The 22,676-nt window shown below is 35.7% G+C and carries 25 protein-coding genes and 2 pseudogenes; 22 read left to right on the forward strand and 5 right to left on the reverse strand.

Going from position 1 to position 22,676, the window contains the following annotated elements:
* Positions 1-414 precede the first annotated feature (414 nt).
* On the reverse strand, positions 415-537 hold the full coding sequence (locus R4Z10_RS07705; RefSeq protein ID WP_338472614.1) for a hypothetical protein: 123 nt from the start codon (positions 535-537) through the stop codon (positions 415-417).
* Between the two features lie 74 nt (positions 538-611).
* On the opposite strand from R4Z10_RS07705, the gene R4Z10_RS07710 reads away from it, so the two are divergent.
* The 13 genes from R4Z10_RS07710 to R4Z10_RS07770 all read left to right on the forward strand — a co-directional run bounded on the left by R4Z10_RS07710 (position 612) and on the right by R4Z10_RS07770 (position 10,093).
* Positions 612-788, forward strand: coding sequence for a hypothetical protein (locus R4Z10_RS07710; RefSeq protein ID WP_338472615.1), 177 nt, complete (start codon positions 612-614; stop codon positions 786-788).
* Positions 789-894: 106 nt separating this feature from the next.
* On the forward strand, positions 895-1,431 hold the full coding sequence (locus R4Z10_RS07715) for a small multi-drug export protein (protein WP_338472616.1): 537 nt from the start codon (positions 895-897) through the stop codon (positions 1,429-1,431).
* A gap of 690 nt (positions 1,432-2,121) precedes the next feature.
* Positions 2,122-2,511: a hypothetical protein gene (locus R4Z10_RS07720; protein ID WP_338472617.1), complete on the forward strand. Its 390-nt coding sequence runs from the start codon at positions 2,122-2,124 to the stop codon at positions 2,509-2,511.
* A gap of 738 nt (positions 2,512-3,249) precedes the next feature.
* The gene (locus tag R4Z10_RS07725; protein WP_338472618.1) at positions 3,250-3,456 is read left to right on the forward strand and encodes a DUF3953 domain-containing protein; all 207 of its coding nucleotides are present in this window, start codon (positions 3,250-3,252) and stop codon (positions 3,454-3,456) included.
* Between the two features lie 253 nt (positions 3,457-3,709).
* On the forward strand, positions 3,710-4,237 hold the full coding sequence (locus R4Z10_RS07730; RefSeq protein WP_338473186.1) for a CarD family transcriptional regulator: 528 nt from the start codon (positions 3,710-3,712) through the stop codon (positions 4,235-4,237).
* 750 nt (positions 4,238-4,987) lie between these two features.
* Positions 4,988-5,656 (forward strand): nitroreductase, encoded by a 669-nt coding sequence (locus R4Z10_RS07735; RefSeq protein ID WP_338472619.1) that lies wholly within the window; start codon positions 4,988-4,990, stop codon positions 5,654-5,656.
* A 309-nt stretch (positions 5,657-5,965) separates the two neighbouring features.
* Positions 5,966-6,247, forward strand: coding sequence for a hypothetical protein (locus tag R4Z10_RS07740; protein WP_338472620.1), 282 nt, complete (start codon positions 5,966-5,968; stop codon positions 6,245-6,247).
* Positions 6,248-6,748: 501 nt separating this feature from the next.
* Entirely contained in the window at positions 6,749-7,267 is a 519-nt protein-coding gene (locus R4Z10_RS07745; RefSeq protein ID WP_338472621.1) for a YusW family protein, read from the forward strand.
* Positions 7,268-7,639: 372 nt separating this feature from the next.
* Positions 7,640-8,017, forward strand: a complete 378-nt coding sequence (locus R4Z10_RS07750) for a hypothetical protein (RefSeq protein ID WP_338472622.1) — start codon at positions 7,640-7,642, stop codon at positions 8,015-8,017.
* Between the two features lie 10 nt (positions 8,018-8,027).
* Complete coding sequence (locus R4Z10_RS07755; protein WP_338472623.1) at positions 8,028-8,561, forward strand: hypothetical protein; 534 nt, start codon at positions 8,028-8,030, stop codon at positions 8,559-8,561.
* A gap of 32 nt (positions 8,562-8,593) precedes the next feature.
* The gene (locus tag R4Z10_RS07760; protein WP_338472624.1) at positions 8,594-9,079 is read left to right on the forward strand and encodes a thermonuclease family protein; all 486 of its coding nucleotides are present in this window, start codon (positions 8,594-8,596) and stop codon (positions 9,077-9,079) included.
* A 646-nt stretch (positions 9,080-9,725) separates the two neighbouring features.
* The gene (locus R4Z10_RS07765; protein WP_338472625.1) at positions 9,726-9,827 is read left to right on the forward strand and encodes a YjcZ family sporulation protein; all 102 of its coding nucleotides are present in this window, start codon (positions 9,726-9,728) and stop codon (positions 9,825-9,827) included.
* Positions 9,828-9,958: 131 nt separating this feature from the next.
* Positions 9,959-10,093 carry a sporulation protein YjcZ gene (locus tag R4Z10_RS07770; protein WP_338472626.1) on the forward strand — a complete coding sequence of 45 codons (135 nt, stop codon included), beginning with the start codon at positions 9,959-9,961 and terminating at the stop codon, positions 10,091-10,093.
* 43 nt (positions 10,094-10,136) lie between these two features.
* On the opposite strand, the pseudogene R4Z10_RS07775 reads toward R4Z10_RS07770, so the two are convergent.
* A pseudogene (locus R4Z10_RS07775) lies at positions 10,137-10,339 on the reverse strand (IS3 family transposase); the annotation flags it as partial.
* 328 nt (positions 10,340-10,667) lie between these two features.
* Between R4Z10_RS07775 and R4Z10_RS07780 the strand changes: the two are divergent.
* A complete protein-coding gene (locus tag R4Z10_RS07780; protein WP_338472627.1) occupies positions 10,668-11,126 on the forward strand; it encodes a hypothetical protein in 459 nt (152 codons plus the stop codon).
* Between the two features lie 144 nt (positions 11,127-11,270).
* Positions 11,271-12,350 carry a hypothetical protein gene (locus tag R4Z10_RS07785; RefSeq protein ID WP_338472628.1) on the forward strand — a complete coding sequence of 360 codons (1,080 nt, stop codon included), beginning with the start codon at positions 11,271-11,273 and terminating at the stop codon, positions 12,348-12,350.
* Positions 12,351-12,686: 336 nt separating this feature from the next.
* Here the strand turns inward: R4Z10_RS07785 and R4Z10_RS07790 are convergent, their stop codons facing one another.
* A complete protein-coding gene (locus R4Z10_RS07790) occupies positions 12,687-13,436 on the reverse strand; it encodes a glucose 1-dehydrogenase (RefSeq protein WP_338473187.1) in 750 nt (249 codons plus the stop codon).
* Positions 13,437-13,773: 337 nt separating this feature from the next.
* Between R4Z10_RS07790 and yghU the strand changes: the two genes are divergently transcribed.
* From yghU to R4Z10_RS07820, 6 genes and pseudogenes are all read left to right on the forward strand, one after another.
* Positions 13,774-14,562 carry a glutathione-dependent disulfide-bond oxidoreductase gene (yghU, locus tag R4Z10_RS07795; RefSeq protein WP_338473188.1) on the forward strand — a complete coding sequence of 263 codons (789 nt, stop codon included), beginning with the start codon at positions 13,774-13,776 and terminating at the stop codon, positions 14,560-14,562.
* Positions 14,563-14,912: 350 nt separating this feature from the next.
* Positions 14,913-15,917: a GGDEF domain-containing protein gene (locus tag R4Z10_RS07800; RefSeq protein ID WP_338472629.1), complete on the forward strand. Its 1,005-nt coding sequence runs from the start codon at positions 14,913-14,915 to the stop codon at positions 15,915-15,917.
* Between the two features lie 325 nt (positions 15,918-16,242).
* A pseudogene (locus R4Z10_RS07805) lies at positions 16,243-16,845 on the forward strand (metal ABC transporter permease); the annotation flags it as partial.
* On the forward strand, positions 16,829-16,963 hold the full coding sequence (locus tag R4Z10_RS07810) for a hypothetical protein (RefSeq protein WP_338472630.1): 135 nt from the start codon (positions 16,829-16,831) through the stop codon (positions 16,961-16,963). The pseudogene R4Z10_RS07805 and the gene R4Z10_RS07810, both read left to right, overlap by 17 nt.
* A gap of 628 nt (positions 16,964-17,591) precedes the next feature.
* Entirely contained in the window at positions 17,592-18,002 is a 411-nt protein-coding gene (locus R4Z10_RS07815; protein ID WP_338472631.1) for a hypothetical protein, read from the forward strand.
* 107 nt (positions 18,003-18,109) lie between these two features.
* Positions 18,110-18,370: a CPCC family cysteine-rich protein gene (locus R4Z10_RS07820; protein WP_338473189.1), complete on the forward strand. Its 261-nt coding sequence runs from the start codon at positions 18,110-18,112 to the stop codon at positions 18,368-18,370.
* 509 nt (positions 18,371-18,879) lie between these two features.
* Here R4Z10_RS07820 and R4Z10_RS07825 read toward each other — a convergent pair.
* Both R4Z10_RS07825 and R4Z10_RS07830 read right to left on the reverse strand, forming a co-directional pair.
* Positions 18,880-19,758: a thermonuclease family protein gene (locus R4Z10_RS07825; RefSeq protein WP_338472632.1), complete on the reverse strand. Its 879-nt coding sequence runs from the start codon at positions 19,756-19,758 to the stop codon at positions 18,880-18,882.
* Positions 19,759-19,914: 156 nt separating this feature from the next.
* Positions 19,915-20,598, reverse strand: coding sequence for a DUF421 domain-containing protein (locus R4Z10_RS07830; protein WP_338473190.1), 684 nt, complete (start codon positions 20,596-20,598; stop codon positions 19,915-19,917).
* Positions 20,599-20,790: 192 nt separating this feature from the next.
* Here R4Z10_RS07830 and R4Z10_RS07835 point away from each other — a divergent pair, with 192 nt between their 5' ends.
* Positions 20,791-22,293 (forward strand): aminotransferase class V-fold PLP-dependent enzyme, encoded by a 1,503-nt coding sequence (locus R4Z10_RS07835; protein WP_338472633.1) that lies wholly within the window; start codon positions 20,791-20,793, stop codon positions 22,291-22,293.
* Positions 22,294-22,676: the final 383 nt, after the last annotated feature.

The following is a 22,676-nucleotide window of genomic DNA, read 5'->3' on the forward strand; positions in this document are numbered from 1 at the left end:
TATATTAATTCTTTTTTACTATTTTTGTATTTCTACTACCCGAAGCAGGGATTCCACCTGTTATACCATTATTTTTTGATAGATAAGTAAAAAATATTTGTTCAGCTATTGGCGCAAAAAAATCTAACAACTTTGTGCTGCTATTTAGCAGTCCATAGTTGTTGCTCTCTAATCAATGAAAAGGCAGGATTTGTGTTAACGGGTGCTTTTCTTCCATAAAAGGACTGTCTAAAAACCTCTGGCAGTTTCTTTATATTTATACAACGATTAGTACTTCCATTCTTTCTTCCACTAAAGGGTAAGATGTGCGAATAGATGGTATTATGTTTATATTAGGAAGATATTGTAAAGCGATTTACTTAGATTAGCGTGCAGTTTAATTATATAAAAATATAATAATCCCATTATCGAAATTTATGTAAAATGTTCCGTATTATATTTAAAGGATAATAAATTCGACAGTTGCAATAGATATCTATTTTCATGCGGGTCAATAATTTTTTTATAATCTTCAACAATCGTGCGCAATAATGGCATAAAAGTCTGCACCTTTTTTACATATAAGGGCCAGGCCAGTTAAGGTAATAACTTCTTGTAAAGGGAGGATCTGTATGAAGTATGTAGTGGGTTTGTATATGGTTATGGCAGTAATGGTATTTGTTAATGGGGCAAGTGTATTTATTTTTAAAGACGAGTTTTCTGCCATTGCAAGCTGGCTTACAGTTATGTTATTTCTTTTGGGGACTATATTTTTCGTTAATGCGAGATATTATCTATCCAAGAAATAGCTTTTGGGGTTCTTGAGGAAAGAGGCCCTACTCCAGAATCGGGCAGTATTTTATATTCCGGTCGGAAGCTAAAAAAATTATATGAATGAAGAGGGGAATCGGGACTATGTTTTTATCGTATCTATTTGTATTTATTTTGGCAGCGATTCCGCTATTTGAACTAGTTGCGGTGATTCCATTAGCTGTCATCGGAGGACTGTCTCCGGTACTGACGGCGGTACTTGCCTTTTTAGGAAATGCACTAACTGTGGTTCTGCTAATTGTTTATGTGGATCACGTAAAGAAATGGATGAGAAAGCGAAAACAAAAGCGTATGCAAGGTGTTTTACAAGATGAGGGTATGGCGGAAGAAGCTGATGTGGAAGGAACGGAGGATTCGAAAAAAAGCAAACGCGCAAGGGCGCTATTTAATAAGTATGGCCTGCCTGGCTTAGCGATTATCGGTCCTTTTTTCGTAGGATCCCATATCTCCGCGTTTATGGGGATGAGCTTCGGTTCGAAAAGGAGGATGGTAACTATCTGGATGATGACAAGTTTAGTTCTATGGACAGTAATTATATCTGTCGCTTCAAGCTATGGAGTCACCTTTTTTATTCCTCATGTAGAAGAAGATGGTTTCTTAATTCGCCTGTTCAGCAACTAATTTTCCATTAGAGACTTAACCTTTAAGATAATATCCTGATACTAATTATTCAGAAATCGTGCGCTTTAATTGAGCGATAAACAAGCCTTATTTCTTCGCATTACATGGAGAAATGAGGCTTGTTATATTTATGCAGACATTACTACGTAAAATAGCATTTTTTTACGTATAGATTCCCTTTCTTGTTAAGCTAAATGGCAGATTAGCTCAACAAGCAATTAACGATATGTAGTAAGCTATGTTAAAGGGGAAATGGAGAAATGTGAAAAAGAATTATACTGTTTTGTTGAACTGCCCTCTATACTCCAGACTTTTCTGTAATAGAGGGTAATCTGAGTCAGAGTGTAGCTTTTGGTGAGGTTAATTCAATACCATTACTTGTAACATTGTTTATTGCGACATCTGCTTATTTTCTCTCTCAAAAAGTATTTGAAATTAAAAAAAGTTGAATTGATTAATACTGATTGAATTGCATAAAAAGGCTGTCTAATTACTTGTGGCAGCCTTTTTAAATTTATACACCAAAAACTAGTTAAAAGCGTATTTTCACGTTATGTCTCCGTTTGATCCTTCAACTAAAGGGGCAGGTGGTGTAAACGTGTTGAAATGAGACCTTTACAAATTAGATTATAATGATTTTGATAGGGTGGATATGATGCTAAATGGAGATGGAAAACAAAGAGGTTTACTATGATAATCGCATTTCTATTGCTTATATTATTTGTTGTCGTCATAGTAACTAAAAAATGGAAGGCTTTTATTATTTTTGTTGTTTGTCTTACGGTAGTTATTTTATCCGTATTCAAGATTCCGGTGTTATTTCAAAAGAGCATTGAATTATTAGGTGAGGGTTTAGATCAAGTAAAAGTCGGCTACTTGATTGATAAGGACGATACATCTCCGATAAAAGATAATGTAATTTACCTTGCTTTGAAGCATAATCCTGGAATTTTAGTGTATGTGGAAGAAGATATAATTAAGGAATTAACCTTAGTTACCGAACCTATAAATACATCGATATCTACAATGAAAGGAATTAATATGAAAAGTACATTCGCCAGGTCGTTCAGAATCTTATAGAAATCTAAGATTTGTAGAGATATATGGCGTTGGAATAGAGTACAGGTATAAAAAACTAGAATCATCATTCAATTCTTTTTTGATGATGATGAACCGGATAGTCAGGTACGCAATATAGAGATTATAAAGAAATAAATTTTATTAGTGGCAATACTTTTTTGACGTTAACAAATGTAAATAAGAATTTAATAGCAATTTAGTCGCAGCGTATCTCTCAAAGAGGGGACACGCTTTTTATTGCTTAAGGTTCACATTAAGCAATAAAAGGTCACAATATTAAATAATCAATAAGTAGATAAAGTGTGCTATAGTGATAGAAACAAATAAGTTAAAAATTGGAAATAGGTGATTGATTGAAAAGGATACTTCGAAATACATATTGTTGGTTAATATTCATCCTTCTATTCCTTTCACTTTCGATTGCTTGCAATTTTCTTGATGTTTTTGTATTTAACTCAACTTACATTGCTTTTTATGGGCTTAGCATTTTAGGATCGATTATTGGTCTTGCAGGTAGGAAACTTCAGATATTGGAAAAAGAAGTTTCGGTGACTAATATAGTAGGGAACATTGGGTTTCACGGTAATTTAGCCATGGTCATTTTGTTTTTCCCTCCCATTTATCAAATTTGGGGAACATTGATTTTTGGTCCATAACAATATGGTTGCAGAATAAGAAGTGGTCGCACTTAGTAATAATGAGCAGGTTGGTTTGGGTAGAAAGAAGGTGACAATCTTGTTGAAGACTCTTCGTTATGTATTATCAATAATAACCTTTTTATTTGCTTCTAATGGATTAATTACTGGAGATTTTAAATTCGGAAGTATGATGATTTTTTTCTTAGGTTTGACTATGTTGGTGATGGGGTTAGAAGAATTACGCAATAACCGAAAAGCAATAGGATGGTTTTTAATTATTGTTTTTTTATTTTCTGTATTTGTATAATTAGAAGGATTCATTTTAAGTTAATGGGTACCTACTATTTTTGGTGTAATATTCCAAAAGGAAACGTGGGGCCGGTTCTCGCGTTTCATTTGTAAATCTAAAGAAATGACATTGATGAAACATCAGAACCGTCCCGGTGTTTCTACCAACTTTTTTTCCCTCTTTTAATTTTAAAATACCAAAATAAATGTGTTGACAACATTAGTTATCTTGTGTTAAAATTGATTATTTGACTAAAGTGCGTAAAGGTGATATGATTAAGGTAAGAAAATATGGAGGCGATACATTGTATCAAGTAGGCGATCACATTTTTTATCCAATGCATGGAGCTGGTAAAATAAAAGCGATAGAAGAAAAGGAAATTGCAGGGGAAACACAACCGTATTATATTATCAATATGTTGATTGGTAATTTGAAAGTGATGATTCCCAAGAAAAGAATTTCAAAGTCAAATATACGCCCTGTTAACGACTTAGATGCAGTGAAGGAAATTGCAACGATGCTTGAGACTCGAGAATCAGATAAAACTTTAACATGGAAAAAAAGGTACAATGCGAACATGGACAAAATAAAATCGGGCAAACTACAAGCGTGTGTTGAAGTTGTATATGGTCTATTATGCATGCAGAGGGAAGCTAAACTAAATTCTAGTGAAAAAAGAATGTTAAAACGAGCGAAAAAGCTTTTAATGAGCGAACTGAAAGTAGTTGAAGGAATGAATAAAAACATCAAGGAAAAATTTCTGTCAATGTTGACGGAGAGTCATACATCTATTTCCTAAAATATATTTCGAACCTTTTGCGAATAAATCTCAAGGAAGTAACCCTATTAAAGAAATCTATCTGCTTTCACTCTCTTTAAGAGTATGAACCTCTTTTCACTTCCCGCATGATAAGTCCTCCCATAAGGAAAATCCACGATTCTCGCAGATTCAAAGAAAAATCCCCACAGCTCTTGTTAATTAGAGTTGTGGGGATTTTGCGCGTATTCATTTCAGTTTTTCAGATATTGAAGGGTCGCTCTTAATCTTCTACAAAAGGGTGCGAGATTTGTGCATATGATCTGAGGGAAACGTGGGGACGGTTCTCGCGTTTCATTTGTTAATCTAAAGAAATGACATTGATGAACTATCAGAACCGTCCCGGTGTTTCGCTCCTAAAGAAAAATTGCGAAAGTGGTTATCAAATATAGGGAGTGAATAAATCTTGACTACATAAAAATACATCTTTCTAACCAACAATTGGATATTTTTCTCAAAGAAGTCTACTAATTTTAGGACAAATTAGTTACAGGATATAACATCCAGTACAAGTATGAATAGAATGATCTCAATTTTAGGCAAATAGAAAACTGAAAATCATCAATAATATTTATAAATTGGAAGCCCATCTTTAAACCACTTAAATGGATGGCTTAAGGTTGAGAATAAATGAAATCTATTCTAAAATAAGCGATACTGTTGTTTAACAGTAATCACAGGTTCGGTTCGTTTTAAACCTATCGAAATTCTAAATAAAGGAGAGGTTTTTTGTTGGTTAATCATTCTTTTCAAGAAGTTCTACGCAGTCGACGGTCTTTCCGTCAATTTCTTCCTACACCAGTTGAAAAGAAAGTTCTTCATGAAGTTCTAGAAGATGCACAGTATACTCCGTCCAACTGTAATACCCAGCCTTGGGATGTACATATCGTTTCAGGTGCCAAGAAAGAGGAGCTAAGCAAGGCCATCCTCCAGGCGATTGAAAAACCATCACCTGACTTTACTTTTGATTTCGATCATTATTATGGTCGTTATGCTGAACGACAAAAAGAACAAGGGAAAACCCATTATGAGGCAGTGGGCATTGCTCGCGAGGATCATGAAGGCCGTCAAAAGGAAATTTTACGAAATTTTACATTTTTCGATGCACCGCATGTTGCGTTCCTATTCATGCCTTCCTTTGGAGATAATGTACGTGTCGCGTCTGATATTGGTATGTATGCCCAGTCGTTCCTTCTGTCACTAGCTGCACGAGGAATTGGCAGTATACCTCAAACATCAGTAGCCATGTATGCTGACACGATACGCCAAGTACTGGGTGTATCTGATGACATGAAGTTATTGTTTGTAGTTTCCTTTGGTTATCCAGATAAAGAAGCTAAAGTAAACAGTATTCGTATGGGCCGTGACCCAATCGACTCCAGTGTGACGTTTCACGAATAATCTAACGCAAGGAAGGACGGAATCCCAATAAATGGATTCCGTCTTTTTATTTTTGTTGATTTGTGAGCTACAGGGCCAGTCCATAGATCTGCTAAAGCATTAATGTAGTGGGGCCCCGGTTTTCGGGTTTATTTGCTTTATCCAATCGTCGCAAAGCTTGATGTGGTTGTGGAATCGATACAGATTGTTGAAGTCCCCTTAAGGAAATGAGTTGATCTTATCGTTAAAATCAAGTTTTTTTGGAGGATGATATGGAAGGATCTTAGATTCGGCAAATAAATAATCTGTTTGTGATAATAGGAGGATCATATGAGCTTGATAGCGCAACAACCTTATATAAAAACAGAAAGAAAAGTGACAAGTATTGAACAGTTCGAAATCGACCATGATCGAATCATTTACTTGTATAATGATAAGGTCGTTACACAAAATAGAGAGTTTCCAATTAAGGATGTGATGGATTTTTCTTATCGGGAAATTGCAAATCAAGGTGGCATTCTCTATTTACATACGCTACAAGGTGTATATACGTATATCGTAAAATCTTCACCAGAAGCTTTTATCAAAGCATATAGAGCATATTTCAAGTAGAAACGTGGGGAAACGTGGGGACGGTTCTCGCGTTTCATTAGTTAATTTAAAGAAATGACATCGATGAAACATCAGAACCGTCCCGGTGTTTCATTCACCCTAATTCGCCTCGAATTGGGGTATTTTCTTGTGCGAATTGATAGATTTCACGGTCAATTGCATCTTTTTACGAATTCGGCAAAAGGTCTCTTTGCTGAGAAGTTTGAAGTCACTACTGATCATATATTCATTCGACAAGTCACTGTGACTTGTCAGTAATCACTCCCCGAGAAGTAAAAAAGAAGTTACTGAAAAGGCTTCGTTAGTCATTTTTTCGGGGATTTAGGACATCCTCTTAGTATGCAAATTGTTAAGGAGGAAAGACAATGAAGAGTGACTAGAAGTTAAGATTTTTGAAGTGAACAATAATTGATTCAATCAGTCAATAAATACATAGTGAAATGGTTGCTTTTACAGTCTAGTTAAAAACACAGTAAAAAGCACTCGGAATGGAGGCAGAAAATGAAGCAATTTCTATTTATGTTTTTATCTGTAATTTGTATTGCCATATTAGCAGCTTGTGGCGGGCAAACAAATGAAACAGATAATGCAGCAGATCATGCAGTTCAACAAAATGGTAAAGGTGAAGCAACGAATATAAATGATCCCACTCCAATTCATAATACAACAGATCAATATGAAATGAAGTCGCAAATGGCCAAATTGGATTTCAGTGAAATTGATTTAGAGGTAACTTACCCAGAGCAAAAAGAGTATGAGGCTGAGATTAATTACGATAACTCAGGTGCTATAGGAGGAGAAGTTGATGATGATTTAAATAATCAACGCCTAAGGGGAAAAGATGCATTCGACAATATTTATCAAAAGGTTAAAAACTTGGCTATTTCTAAAAACACGAACGAAAGGGATGCTATCGATCAAGTTTTATCGTCATTTGACCTTCCTGCAGACTATACTGAATTCGATTTGGACATCGTCTTCAACGATGGTACTAAATTGGAATTTGTAGAGTTAAAATAGGACAGTTGAAGAAAAAGGTTCTTGGTTTGTTTTATTTTTCTAGAGATTAGACCTACTTGAATATCATTTAAGCATTGCTTTTCAACAATTCTGCGCATTTCTTAGAAGGAATGCGTTATTTTATTTGCCCTACACATAAAGGAATTAGATATTGATAGGTTAATGGTATAAAGATAGATGTTCGACAATTCACGGTGACTTGTCAGTTTAGTTCACCAAATTGACTTAATTTTATAGGGCCAATTTTGCCTTTTAATTTGTATGTCAATGGTGAAGGTCCTTCTTCCTATTTTTGTAAAAAAGAAGTTAGAGAATGGTAGGACTAAATAGGTTAAAGGGATTTCAATAACTCAGCGAAAGGATCGTGAAGCTTTGAATTATTCAACTTTTACATCAAACCAATTAAAACAGATCGCCCCATTTCAAACGGAAGAAGAATTTCAGAATCACATCGAGAAGTGGTTAATGGAGGTTAAACAGGAGTTTACGAATAGTGAGTTGGTTGGCCTCAATCAATTGGTTCGGACGAGCCTGTATCCTGGGGTCACTTACACTACCATTTCGAATGTGCTACAAGGGATCCAAAGTTCCATTGAATGCAGGGGAATATCGAGTAGAACGTTTAAACGAATGCTCATCAAAGCAAAGGCGATAGGACTTCTCATCGTGTATCCAAAAGTGAGTGTAGATGGGTTAATTCCTCGTAATCTCTATATCTTTCAACCTTTTTCAATGAAACAATCTTTATGAGGTATGCATCATGAGTAAACTATTAATTCAAGAAAATCCGATGATGATCCTGCCGTCATTAGCACAGAAAATCGGTTTAAATCAAGCCATTGTACTTCAGCAGTTTCATTATTGGCTCAAATCCAGCAAACATACCATCGACGGGAGAAAATGGATTTATAACTCATATAAAGAGTGGGAGCGGCAGTTTACGTTTTGGTCTGCGAAAACCATTGAACGGACGATCCGTTCTCTTGAAGAACAGGGGTACTTACAATCAGCCAATTATAATCGAACCAGGCATGATAAAACAAAGTGGTATAGTATCAACTATGAAAAATTAGCAGAGTTAGAGGAAGGTTTAGCTGGCAATCTGTCACCTAGAAATACGCGAAGTGTTGATAGAAGAGAGACGAATTGTACGATGGAGATCGTCGAGTTGGTAGACGGAACAGAACAAAATGGGGAAGCCCATGAGACAAATTGTCTAACTCCATCCGTCAGTTTGTACCAACCATTACCAGAGATTTTTTTTAGATTTGGTGGGTTAGACAGAGGTCGTTAGAAACGAGACTACTGTGTGAAAGGGATATGCCAATGAACGAGTATAGTTATAAACCAGATCAAGTGAAGAGTATTTTGGTTAAAGAGAAATCAAATGACAATGATTTAGAGTTGGTAAAAGTCATTAAGGTTATTGATGGGGATACCATTGTCGTTTCTGATGGAAGGAGCGTAAGGTTGATCGGAGTCAATACCCCGGAGTGCTCCTTTTATAAGATTGAACCGTATGGAATCCAAGCGAAAAAATATACAACCTACAAACTGCTGGGGAAATCGGTGTGGCTGCAAAGGGATGTATCAGAGGTGGATCGTTATCATCGTTCTTTGCGAATTGTGTGGTTGGAGAAACCGGTAAAACGAATGGATATAGATGAAATTCGGGAGAAGATGTTTAATGCTCAGCTTGTGTTGGATGGTGTGGCAGAGGCTGTGAGTTATTATCCTGATGTTACATATGGGCACTGTTTGGGTTGGTTGATGGGGGAGGCTAAAGGACGGGGGATGGGGATGTGGGGGTAGATAATGCCAAAAATATAAATTTGTTAAATTAGTAGAAAGATTATCATAAGTCATACAGAGGAAATAAAGGAAAACAGTGCCGAATATCTTGTGTGTAAAAAATGAATCTTCATATAACCGTTCGACTAGAGGAGTGTAATAAAAGGGGGATAACTAGGGGAAACAATTTTCTGACGAGATTAAGAGAAATTTTGGTTTGAATTTTTTTAAAAAAGGATTCAAGTTTGATCGTTATCATTGACCAATTTACCGATTGCTATTGTTGGAACTAAAAAAAGCCTTTTTCGGTGGTTACCCCCAAAAGTTAGATTTATTACTCTAATTTTTGGGGGTCGGTACCTTCTCAAAGGGCTTTTTTTAATGGCGGTGGATCTGCTTTGCTTGTTGTATGGTTTATTTTATTAATTATGGTTGAAACGGCTACTGTATTGTATGAAGAATTCTAATAATTGTTATCGAATATTTAAATTTTTAAAAATAATTTTGAAATGGATTATAAAAATTTTAGAAATTTTACATTTGTAGCCAAAAGAAGCGGGCTTTAGCGATTCATGTTGGTTGTATTGCCAAATAGGAAAAAGTCAAGCCTATTCACATTTATTTTTTTTGCATACTTTATATCAGAGAAACGAAAGGAGGAGAAAAGATGAGTGCAGTTGCAGGAGGTTTCGGCGGTGGATTTGCTTTACTGATCGTATTGTTTATCCTACTGATTATTATAGGTTGTAGTTGCTGGGGTGGATATTAAAATAAACTAATTCCTGGATTTCATGATCCAGTTGAATACGAAAAGTTTTAACCAAAAGAAAAAGGGTCTCCTTGCCAATTAGAGATCCCTTTTTCTTTTAACTTTCATTATCAAAAAAGGAGGATTTATTTATGGGTTTCGGATATGGATATGGTGGTTGTGGTTATGGCGGCTACGGTTATGGGGGCTCTGGTTGTAACTGGTTCGCTTTAATCTTAATCTTGTTTATTCTGTTGGTTATTATCGGTTGTTATTGTTGGAATTAGAAAAGTACTTTTTAGTGGTTACCTCTAAAAGTTAGAGTTTGTATTATGCAACTATTGGCTGGATTTGAGTTCTATATTCGACCGGACTTAGTCCAGTCAATTTTACTTTGGATCGTTCATTGTTTTACCAGTAGATACATAATCTTCCTCTAGTTTTTCCACATAATACAATTCTTAATTTAAAATGCCAAAGAAATTCTACATCGAAGCATTGTCTTCGCAGGTTGCTTTACGTGATATGCTTTGCATTGTTTCGTAGGACTTCGAATTGAAACCATCTTATTATGAAGGCAATATAGCTGATGGGATAACCATAAAGGTTTCAAAATAAAATCATATAAGCACGATAATGGGAGTTGTAAATCCACCATTATCGTGCTTTTTAATTGTTAGTCATAATCTCCCGGTTTAGAAGTTCTGATTGAATCCAAGTGTGAACTGTAATTGCAAATTTATCTGAATGAAAAATTGTATAAATGTCGAAGTTTAATGAATATGGGATAAATTCAATCTATCTGCTACAATTATACTAAGTATATAGTATTGGTTTATAAATTTAAGGAGGAATATAAAGATGAAAATTCAAACGCAAGACTTATTTCATGGTGCTGTACTCACACAAATTACAGAGCATCCTTCATTTAAGGCTTTAAATAAAGCGGATACATTATATGGGCATTACCTAGTAAACCATGATACTCGATTATTTGTGAAATATTTGTCTAAGGAAACATCACCATGGAATTTTAAATTCAGTGTTACCGAGATGCAATCTATTCAAAGTGATATGAAATTAACTAAGAATGTTTTCTTATGCTTAGTTTGTGGACAGGAAACCATTTGTGCTCTAAACATTCAGGAGTTTACTAATTTAATTGATCTAACATCATCTGAAAGTCAATCTATTATTGTAGAGATTCCACCTGGAGGCTCAATGCATGTTAAAGGAACAGCAGGGGATTTAGATAGAACTTTAAGACATAATTCTTTTCCTGAAAAATTGTTTGTAGAAGAGGTTGAAACGGTAAGATGATATTTAATCAAAGTGTCAAATGGTACTTATAGGGAATGAAAAAGTGGAAAAACAGAACAAAAGATTATTATTTTTATATAAATACAACTACTAGGAGTGTTTAGCAATGAAGAAATTACTTTTAACATTTTTTTAGTCTCAGCAATGTTAACTTTAGTAGGTTGTGGACAAAAGCCGACTAGTATAGTAGAAGACTTTTTTAAATCATTTCAAAGTAGTAATTTAGAAAAGGCAAGTAGTTACGTACAAGGTGGATTAGATGATATTAAAACAGAAGAATTAGGAATCAATGAAGCTACAGCAGATGAAATAATTAAAGGGATCGTAAAAGATTTCAAATATGAAGATGTAAAAGAAGTATCCGTAAGCGATGAAAAAGCAGAAGTTGAAGCAAAGGTAACATCAGTAGACGTAAATGCTTTATTTACAGAAACGATTGGTGAAGTGATGCCACAATTGTTTGGAATTGCATTCACAAATCCAGAAGGTGGCGAGGATGTTGCTACAGATATGATATTTGACGCATTAAAGAATAATCTAAATGAAGAGGATGTAAAATTAGTTACTCGTACTGTTACTTTGAATCTTGAAAAGGATACAGAAGGCGACTATAAAATTATTAATGATGAAAAATTACAGGAAGCTATCTTTGCTAACTCTTCTAAAATGGAGGATAAATCATTTGGAGATATGATCGATGAAGAATCGGGAGAAGAGGAAGTGAGTGAAGAACCGCATACGAGTAAAGTGATCAAAACAATAGATGAAAATAAACAATATGATGCTAAACCGATGGTATTAAACATTCAAGAGATTTCATTTAAAAAAGCTTCAAATGTATCCACTGATGAACAAGACCGTATAAATTGGATTACAGAAAAAGAAATTGGAACTGAATTTGAATACCTATATATTAAATTTAATGCAGAAAATACATCAGATGAAGATGTTGATTTCCAAGCGATTCAAGAGGTAACCGTTTTTGCTAATGGAAAACAAGAAACGGTAGACTCGCTTAATTATGATTTCATTGATTATGATGAATATGCAGATGGGGCAGCTTTTTATGGAAAGGTTAATAAAGATGGAGAAATAGGTTTGACTTTTGATACAAAACTTCAAGATGTGGAAAAAATTAGATTACAAATATCTCCAGTTTTAAATTCAGAAACATATGAAAGCTATGCAGATAGCCAAGTTGTAGAGATGGAAATAAGTAAATAATATAAAAACAATGATAATCCGAGGATATAAAGGACATAGGGACGGGCACTTCGTTCTGTTAATCGTAATATCGCTCGTTCCTGTTTTACATTGTTAACTTATATAAGGTTATTAGATTCTGAATGAGCATTGCCGATGGTTTGGTTATGGGAAAGAAATGAATTGCATCCCCAATTGTCAGACACAATAACAATTGGAGATGCAGTTTTTTTATGGCTTAAAAGTACCGGGAAGGTTCTAATGAATAGACCATAAAACCGGTCTTTCACTAGTTATTTTTATGATTCAACCCCTGAATTTTTTGTGAAAATGAAACGCGAGAACCGTCCCCATGTTTCATTCATAAATCATTTTTCTTGTCATGCCGCCATCGATAATTAAGTTAATGCCTGTGACAAAGTCGTTTTCTTTTGAAGTTAAGTAGAGACAAGCTTGGGCGATGTCTTCGGGTTTGCCTACACGATTGGAAAAATGTTGTTGATGATCCCGTGTGCTTAATTGTGAATAGTCTCCCGTTTCAATCCAACCGGGTGAAATACAATTAACCGTAATGTTGTCTGGACTAAACGAAGCTGCAAGAGCATGTGTAATGGACACAATTCCTCCTTTTGTAGCTGCATATGTTTCTGAATGGGGCTCAGACATCGTGGATCTTGTTGAGGCCATATTGACAATTGAGCCGCCTTCATTATTTTTACGCATGTATTTCGCTGCTTCTCGTGACGCTAGAAAAACACTTCTTAAATTGGTGTGAATGATATCATCCCATTCTTCAACTGAAACTTCATAAGGGGATTTAAATAAAGCTTTGCCTGCATTATTAATTAAAATATCGATTCTTCCGTATTTTTCATAGGCTCTTTCCATTAATGTGATGATGTCGTTTTCCTTTCTCACATCGACTTTAACAAAAAAAGCTTCTCCGCCCTGTAATTGAATTTCCTCCACCGTTTTCTTCCCAAGATGTTCATCTAACTCCGCTACAACGACGTTCGCTCGGTTTTGTGAAAAAAGAGCTGCAACTCCTTTTCCAATTCCTTTTCCTGCTCCTGTGACAATCACGGTTTGAGATGAAAAATCCACCATTTCATCCTTCCTTCCATTCGTAAAATGCACTCATCTTTTTATTTTGCAAAAATCTACCAAGTTATAATATAAATTTAACATTGGCAAATATTGAATAGCAATTATCTACATCCACTTTATAAAACCTGTACAAAAGGGCAGTCTCTTGTTGCTGTAAACACTAGGACGGTTTACAATGCTATCCTTCCTTTTTACAATAAAAAAGGAGTTATCATGATACGATTAAATCATTTATTTTGAATTACCTTATAAAAAGGTGATAAGCTAAAACTTGGGCACATTGTTTACGGGAGTAGTATGATGAAACTAATACATAGATAGTAGGAGAGTGTTGAAGATGACAAAATATGAATTACCAAATGTTTGGCAGTGGGAAGAAGAGAATTCGAATAGGGGTGCCAATCGTCCGACAGCCGGTGAACGTTTCGAACAAAAACTACCAGTCGGAGAAGCGCCTTTCCAACTCTATTCATTGGGAACGCCGAATGGGATTAAAGTGACAATTATGCTAGAAGAATTAAAAGAGTTGGGTGTCGATGGTGCAGACTATGATTTGTATAAGATCCATATTGGAGAAGGCGACCAATTTGGTTCGGACTTTGTCAAGATCAATCCTAATTCCAAGATCCCAGCCCTGGTCGATCAAAGTCAAAATCCACGAGTAGACATTTTTGAATCAGGGTCGATTCTGCTTTACTTGGCTGAGAAATTTAATAAGCTGATCCCGACAGATATTCATGGACGGACTGAAACCCTTAATTGGCTATTCTGGCAAATTGGGTCAGGCCCTTATGTTGGTGGAGGGTTTGGTCACTTCTTCGCTTATGCGCCAGAGCCTATGAAATATCCTATTGATCGTTTTACTATGGAAACGAAACGTCAATTAGACTTACTTGATAAAACATTAGCTCAGCGTTCATATATCGCCGGTGATACCTATACGATCGCAGATATTGCTATATGGTCTTGGTACGGGCGTTTAGCTTTAGGAAAATTGTATAAAGGTTCTTCTGAATTTTTAAACGTGGGTGAATATACTCATCTCTTGGAATGGGCTCAACGTATTGCGGAACGCCCAGGTGTTCAAAAAGGTTTGGCAGCTAAGTATCAATCGCTTGCAGAGTAGTTCAAAAAAATGAAACTTCCATCAGTGGGGGGTCTTTCATCTCTCACTGTTGGAAAGCCCGAGGCTAACAGGCTTGCTGGTCACGCAAGTGTATTTAGTCAAATAGATAGGGTTCTTCCTGAGAAAGGAAGTACTCTCATTCTTGAATAGCATAGGCTAGTTATTTTATTTAACGTGAACCATATCACAAGCAAATGAGGTTTTTGAATTTCTTATAAATTGTAAAAATGAATACGATTACAAGGGCATCTTTCTTGAGCTATAATAAAATAAATGGGTAAAATTTGAAATCCTTTGAAATACATAGTGAACCAATCTGACCTCAATACAAATGGACAGGAAGAACGGCTATGAGTGATATAGAAATCGTGCATCGTCAAAATTCAATTTTATTTATATTAATAAGTATTTATTATTTTATACATATAACCATTAATAGTTTAATGGAAGGAATAGCAAGTATTTTTCCCCCAGCTTTTCTATTTATATTATTCGCTATCATTCTGATATTACTTATTTACAGTAGAGTAAATCCAAAGATAACCATGTATGTCATAATCAGCTGTATCTATATCTATTTTTATTTCTTACTTAAAGATTCTCCGTATTTAGTAAACTATTTTTTCATGTGGCTGGCTCTCCCTTTAAGTGCCATCTATCAAAATAAACAAGTGGTAGCCGTAGCAGGCACTGCTTCAATTATTCTTACATTTTACTCTTTTTTCTACCTTCACTCTGAAATTTTCCCGAATGTTGTCAGGGAAGACTTTACCTATTTGGTTTTGTTTGGTGTATTCAACACCATTTTCATATTTACATTTATTCACAAGTTAAGAGCGACAAACGCGAAGCTGAAGGAATTAGCGTTTCATGATCCTTTAACTGGAGCGGCGAATCGGTTGTTACTCAAGGAAAAGTTTCATTTGCTGAAACGTACAAAGGTCCATTCGATCGCACTATTTTTTATTGACATGAATGGTTTCAAAAAAATAAATGATACGTATGGCCATGATGCAGGAGATCAACTATTGACGGAAATGGTATCAAGGGTAAATGATGTACTAAGAAATACAGATTTGCTTTGTCGGTTAGGTGGAGATGAATTTGTCATCTTATTTTCCAATATCGATCGTCAGATACTAGAAACGATTCCGAAGAGAATTCAACTTGCATTGGAAAAGCCAGTGGTTTTGAACCATCAATCCATCCATCTTTCTGCAAGTATTGGGTGGTCCTACACAGAGGAAGTTTCACATGCAGATTTGGAAAAGATGATAAAAGAAGCGGACAGAGCGATGTACAGAGAAAAGAAGGGGTGTATGGATAGCCGATGCCCCGGACAAATTTTAAGCTAGCAACTTGAAAACATTCTTGGTTTGATAACGAGATTAATCAACTGATCCTTGTCCCTGTTAGATTTGGTGGGGAAGACGTTTTAATTGGAATAGGTTATTTAATCCAGCAAGTGGGTTGAACGGCTCCTCAACTAGTGACTTTTTTAAAGTGTTCACTAGTTGGGAGTTAGTTCAACCCTCTTTTTTTATTCCCATAATTTTTTGAAAAATGGGTATTGACAAAAGTTGTTGTCCGCCATTAAAGTTGCCTTAAGGAAACTTTTTAAGTTAAGATAAAGAAATATTTACTTTTCCAAAATTAAAGAGGGTTAGATTTATATCTGCTGCCCATCTTGATGTACAGCATGCTTTAATGGGAGAGATCGCGTTTGACCCTTGGAATACAATGGGCTTGCCAATTGTTGGTGAGGTTCCCATCGCTACCTTTATGTTGATTCTCGTGTTGATCGTTATCGTTGTAATCATTGGCGCCTTTTATAAAGAGTGGAAATTAACAACCTTTGATTCAGCACTTGCAGTGAGCTTAGGGATTCCTGTCATGGTCTTGCACTATTTATTTATGACGCTTGTTTCAATCACAACGGTGGCAGGATTTGATGCAGTGGGAGCAATAATGGTCGTTGCTATGATGATTGCCCCGGCAGCTTCAGCTTATCTTTGGATCGATCGATTATCGATGATGATGATTTTAATTGCCGAATTTAGTGTCTTATCCGCTGTGATTGGTTAATATTTTGCCCTATGGGTCGATACAAGCATTTCTGGTTCCATGGCTCTGGCGATGGGTGTGACTTTCTTCATTTGCTTTATTTTTTCTCCTCGCCATAGACTGCTCTCCAATTGGTTACGGCCAGTACGATCCATTGAGGGAGAAAAGATGAAAAGTGATAGAGAAAGGAGAGGAAATCCTCATGAATCAGAGTCATAGAACCCGCGTGCGGATGATTAAGTACGCAGTCATTTTTAAAGCCATTGGGATTCTAAATGAAGACGATTATCAGAAAATCGTTAGACCGATCATCCACAATGAACGGGTATATAAATAATTTTTAAATTGAAAAACAAAGGGTTCCCACTTTATTTGAAAAAGGGGGACTCTTTATTTTTCTTTCTAAACTTCCCTTAAATGAAACTATTTGATGAATTGATTATTTGATGAATTTTTCTTTGCCGACATGAAAAAGTCTTAAATTTAAACGACGATTGGATAGGAAAGTAGAAGCTGTATACCTGGAAATTTTGCTAGGCCTTTTTGTTTATAAAATTATGAAAATAACCTACAATTAGATTCATGTATCTGTAGGTTTGTTTCAGAATGATGCGAATGTAATGAATAGGGATATGGTTTAATCTACATAACTACAAATCTAAACAAAGGATAGAAATACATAGGAAAGCGTACAATTTTTGGTCATACGGTTATCAAACTCTAGGTAAGGAATGCCTAATGCAAAGAAATTTTCTAAAGCTTTAACAGGAAGACAGTTTTCTGATGAGCCCAACCTGTATTTAGCAATTAATTGATGGATGTTTTGACAATATGTTTTATTAATCGTTTTAAAATCATTTACTCAGTGATGGATTATATAAAGGTGGCTACTATACATATTTGTAAAGCTGTACTTATTTCAAACGGGGCAGAAGAGTTGAAGAAAATACTTAGGGGGAAGAAAGATGATAAAGAAAATATTTGGCTTTAATGATAGAAACCCTTTAGAAAATATTACTTTGAATAACATTCAAGACAAGTTGTATGAAATAGGTTTTAATAAGGAATTTGCTGAAGAAATAATGATTATTTTAGAAAAGAGAATTAACAAGTATGGTAAAAAAGAATTCCAAGAATGGTTTAACGGATTAAATTATAGTGTACCAGAAGAATTTAAAGATGAATTACTAGCTATTAGAATATATGAAGAACATTCGTTCTTAATTGAGGAACAAGTGAAAGAGTTAGAAAAAGAAACAAAATTGTCCTGGGAAATACAAGCTGAAGATTTAAAGAATATAAATGAAAGAGCAAGAAAAGTTCAGTTAGTAATAAGAGATAGGCTCTCAGGTATTGCTTTAGACTTGTTAATTTAAAGGGTAGCGTTAGCGTAGTTCAAGGCTGTCATTTCGGCAGCTCTTTTTATTGAATTAAAGTGGAACAAGAAAGAATGGTAAGATTCAAAAAAAATCGAGGTGATATCGTGAAATATACTTGTCCTTGTTGTGGTTATAAAACATTAGACGAAGAACCACCAAACACCTATGACATTTGTGAAATTTGTTTTTGGGAAGATGACGGCTTTCAATATAGATATCCAGATGAAACTGGTGCTAATTATGTTTCCTATAGAGAAGCACAGCAAAACTTTATGAAATTTGGTGCTAAAGGTAAAAGAAGTTTGAAATTTGTAAGACCTCCAAATAAGTCCGATATAAAAGACCCTAATTGGAAACCGTTATAAGTAATTCGTCTAAACTAACGGTAGCTTTAAAAATAAGGAAAATTAAAGAGCCTAAAATATGTAAGGTTTTATGTACTGCTTGTATATTTAGACTTCATTCTATTCAAACATACTGCCATAAACAGCATTTCTAGTTGCCAAATATACCAAGACAGCATTTTAATGAAGCAACAAAGAATAAATGGTAGAACAAATAAAATAAATTGTAAAGAAGTAGCTGTTCTTGATAAAGATAAAAAATTTGATTAATAAATTTGAAGTTAAATTTAGAGTAGGAATTTACCTAAATGAATTTGGTAATGGCAAACATTCAAGAGCCATTCAACGGAAGATCAATAAATACTTCCGCAAAAGATAGCTAAAAGGCATGAGTCCAATACAATACCGGATTCACGCCCTACAAGCACCTTAAAATTCGTGTCTACCTTTCTGAAGCAAGCTCATTCTCGCGTTTTAGTTGTTAGGTAAAAGGAATAACATGGATGAAACATCAGAACCGTCCCCGCGTTTCATCGTTGGCTTGCTCGAAATCCTGCTTGTTCAGCTTCTTTTTGACTGCAGAAGTATTGTTCTCCTTTGGAGAGATCGATTTGTGTCACTTCATAATATTGCTGACCTGGCATGTGATAGATCTTCTCGCCACTTGATGAAATATTTCCTTTTATATCACAAGTTTTTGATGGAGAAGGAGAGGTTTGACGGTTCTTTTCGGAACTAGAATTTGTAGATTTTTGAGTTCCTTCTGCCACTTCTTTATAAAAACCGTCTTCTCTGGCATAGTTTTCAATACTCCAAATGCCTACACCTTTCTTTTGAGCTTCTTTCTGAATGGCGTAGTATTGGTCCACATACTTAGTATTCGGAGCATATACATAGGCAACTCTAGCCAATCCATTTCGCAATAATTCTTCCTGAACGCTCTTTCCATCTATATAGAGGTAATACAGAAGGCGGCCATACTTATCGCGATCACCGACATCCTTTTCAAGCTGAACCGTTCTTCCTTCTAACAGTTGCTTAACAAAGTCTTTTGCTTCTTGGCCAAAAGGTTGTTCTCCAAAACGAGGATGATTGGTCTCCGGTGTATCTACTAATAAAAATCTGACTGATTCAACGCTCCCATTGATTCTAACTTTAATCGTATCGCCGTCAGTAACAGATACTACTTCCGCATCAAATGTATGTTTGTCTGATGACTGTTCTGGTTTCGTTGATTCATTTTCTTGTTTTTCTGGTTCCGTTTCAATTGGATCCGTTAAAGCTTCCTCTTGTTGCACCGTATCGTTCTTTGTTTCTTCTTGTTGTCCGGTGGTTAAATCCTCACTTTCGCATCCAAACAATATGGTAATCGTTAGAAGTAAAAATAATGGTAATTTGACACTTTTCAAACGAGCGCTCCCCCTTGTTTTACAAATAGTAGTAAGGGTTTACTGATTGCTATGATCATAACCCCTAAAACCTATTTCTATGAAATTTAATTTTCACCCGTATCTATTCTACTATTTTTTCAGATTGCAGTAAAATCATGAAACGGCCCCAGTGTTTCATGGTTTATATTTGAGCGCATACACAGAGTGATTTGGTTTCCATTCAGCATAGATAACTGCTTTATAATCTGTAATATTTTGCTTAGCTAATTGCTGCTTTAACCATTGTTCATTCAGGCCATATTCTTTCAAATTTTCATAAACAACCTCACCGTCAAGGATTAACGTGATTGGTAAGTCGACAGGCTTTTCAGGCAAATTAAGATCGCTTACCTTTGGTGTGTCATATTTCGATTTCGGGAGCACACTGATCATTCCGTTTGTTTCTAATATGGCGTATTCCACCTCCTGAATCGAAAAGTAGCCTTGTTGTCTTATTTGGCTTTTCAATTGATTGAGATCCATCTTATTTTTCTTTAATGATTCATAGTTTATATTTCCTTTATGGATGATAATACTAGGCTCACCTTCCAGAAGTTTTCTCGTACGTTTAAATTTTTGAGTAATCAGTTCAATTACATAAATAATGAACCCCCACACTAATACAGCAAATAAAATTTCACGAAGTTTTGTCTCATGATCATACACCGCATTTCCGACTAATTCACCTAATATGAGTGCGGAAATAAAGTCAAAGGGAGTCAATTGAGAAAATTGGGTTTTCCCTAATACTTTCATAATGAAAAATAATACAACTAACCCTGCAAATAACTCTATTACAACAGATAAATAATGATTTATATGGTACAGCCCCTCTCTTTTTCATCATTTCCATTATGGAATAAAGGATTTGTATGTATACATAGATGGACAGTTAAAAAAAGCCATAAATTTATGTGAAACGGCCCCAGTGTTTTTGAAAATAATCATAAACGATGCAAAAGAGTCTTGCATATATTGAATGAAGAATAAACAGTGTAAGGGGTGAAACAAATGATCACAGGAAAAATTGGCGGTAAAACCTTTCGATTCCCAGAAACCCTTGAAGAATATTTTCAACCTTTTCGTTCTCGTGTGATTGGCTTGAACCAGGAATTTGATACCCCTTATGGAAAACAGGAAATCATATACGCCGATTGGACAGCAAGCGGGCGGTTATATGAGCCGATCGAAAAGAAAATAACTGAGGACTTCGGACCTTTTATGGCGAATACCCATACAGAGTCGAATATAACGAGTTTAATGATGACGGGGCTATATAAGCAGTCAAAAAACATGATTAAAGAACATGTTCATGCAGATCAACATGATGTAGTTATCTTAGATGGTTTTGGGATGACTTCGGTCGTCAATAAACTACAACGAATTTTGGGACTAAGAGTACCAGAGGTTTGGCGAAATCGTCTGCAATTATCAGAAAAAGAAAGACCAGTTATTTTCACGACCCATATGGAGCATCATTCCAATCAAACCTCTTGGCTCGAAACAATTGGGGAAGTCATCTTGATCAAACCAAATCGGGAAGGAAACGTGGACCTCAATCATTTAGAACATCTGCTGAATGTTTATAAGGATCGCCCATTAAAAATAGGTTCCTTTACAGCGTGCTCCAATGTAACAGGAATTCAAACTCCTTATCACAAGCTTGCGAAGCTTATGCATCAACATGGAGGACTTTGTTTTGTCGACTTTGCTGCATCGGCCCCATATGTCGAGATCAACATGCATCCCGAAGACCCGCTTGAGAAACTGGATGCGATCTTTTTCTCGCCACATAAGTTTTTAGGCGGTCCGGGAACAAGTGGAGTATTGGTGTTTGATTCGAGAATTTACAAGAATACTGTCCCTGATCATCCGGGTGGCGGAACGGTGTTATGGACCGATCCGTGGGGAGAACACAAATATTTAGAAGATATCGAGATGCGTGAAGATGGGGGGACTCCGGGGATTCTCCAATCCATTCGGACCGCGCTTTGTTTGAATTTGAAAAGTCAAATGGGAATCGATCATATGTTAAAAAGAGAAAAAGAACAGCTCAACCTTTTATTTTCCCAGTTGGAGAAGATCCCAGAGGTCCACATATTAGCTGGAAACATGAAGGATCGAATTGGGATCGTCTCGTTTTATATTGAAAACATTCATTATAATTTAATCGTTCGGCTACTAAACGACAGATATGGGATTCAGGTAAGAGGGGGATGTTCATGTGCAGGAACATACGGTCATTATCTCTTAAATATCGATAAAAGTACTTCGAAACAACTTGTTGAAAAGATTTCGCATGGAGATCTATCTGTCAAACCTGGGTGGGTACGATTTTCGCTGCATCCCATCATGACAGATGAAGAAATCCTCACTTTTATTGGAGCGATCAGAGAAATAATAGAGAACATGGATGAGTGGAAAAAGGACTACGTTTATGATCCAGCAAGCAATGACTATTTTTATGTCCACCACCTTCGTGAAGATCTGTCAGCTTTTTTTCGCTTTAAATGATTAATCCAACAAACAGATGTTTTACTTTTAATAAGATTTTTGTAGATTTATTGTCGAATGAGAACAAGGTATTTCAAATCAATCGGCTAAGAGCATCATACATTGTGGACAATGCAAGGTGGAACGATTGGTGGAGCGTATGGAACACGAACAGACGGAGAAGAAAGTATATTTATAGAAAGGAACTTCAAATAAGCCTAGTTTATAGCCTAGCGCTTATTTTTTTTGCCTTTTTGATAATAAAAACTAAATTTTATTAGGCTTCATGGGCTTAGATAAATCAATCAGGCTCTGGGCGTGACTAACCTTCAGGGGGGGATAAAAGAAAGCCCCTACTGATTCGCCCCTGGCCGTCGATGTCAGCATTATGCACACAAATAGTT

The organism is Niallia sp. XMNu-256, assembly GCF_036670015.1.
Classification (GTDB): domain Bacteria; phylum Bacillota; class Bacilli; order Bacillales; family Cytobacillaceae; genus Bacillus_BD.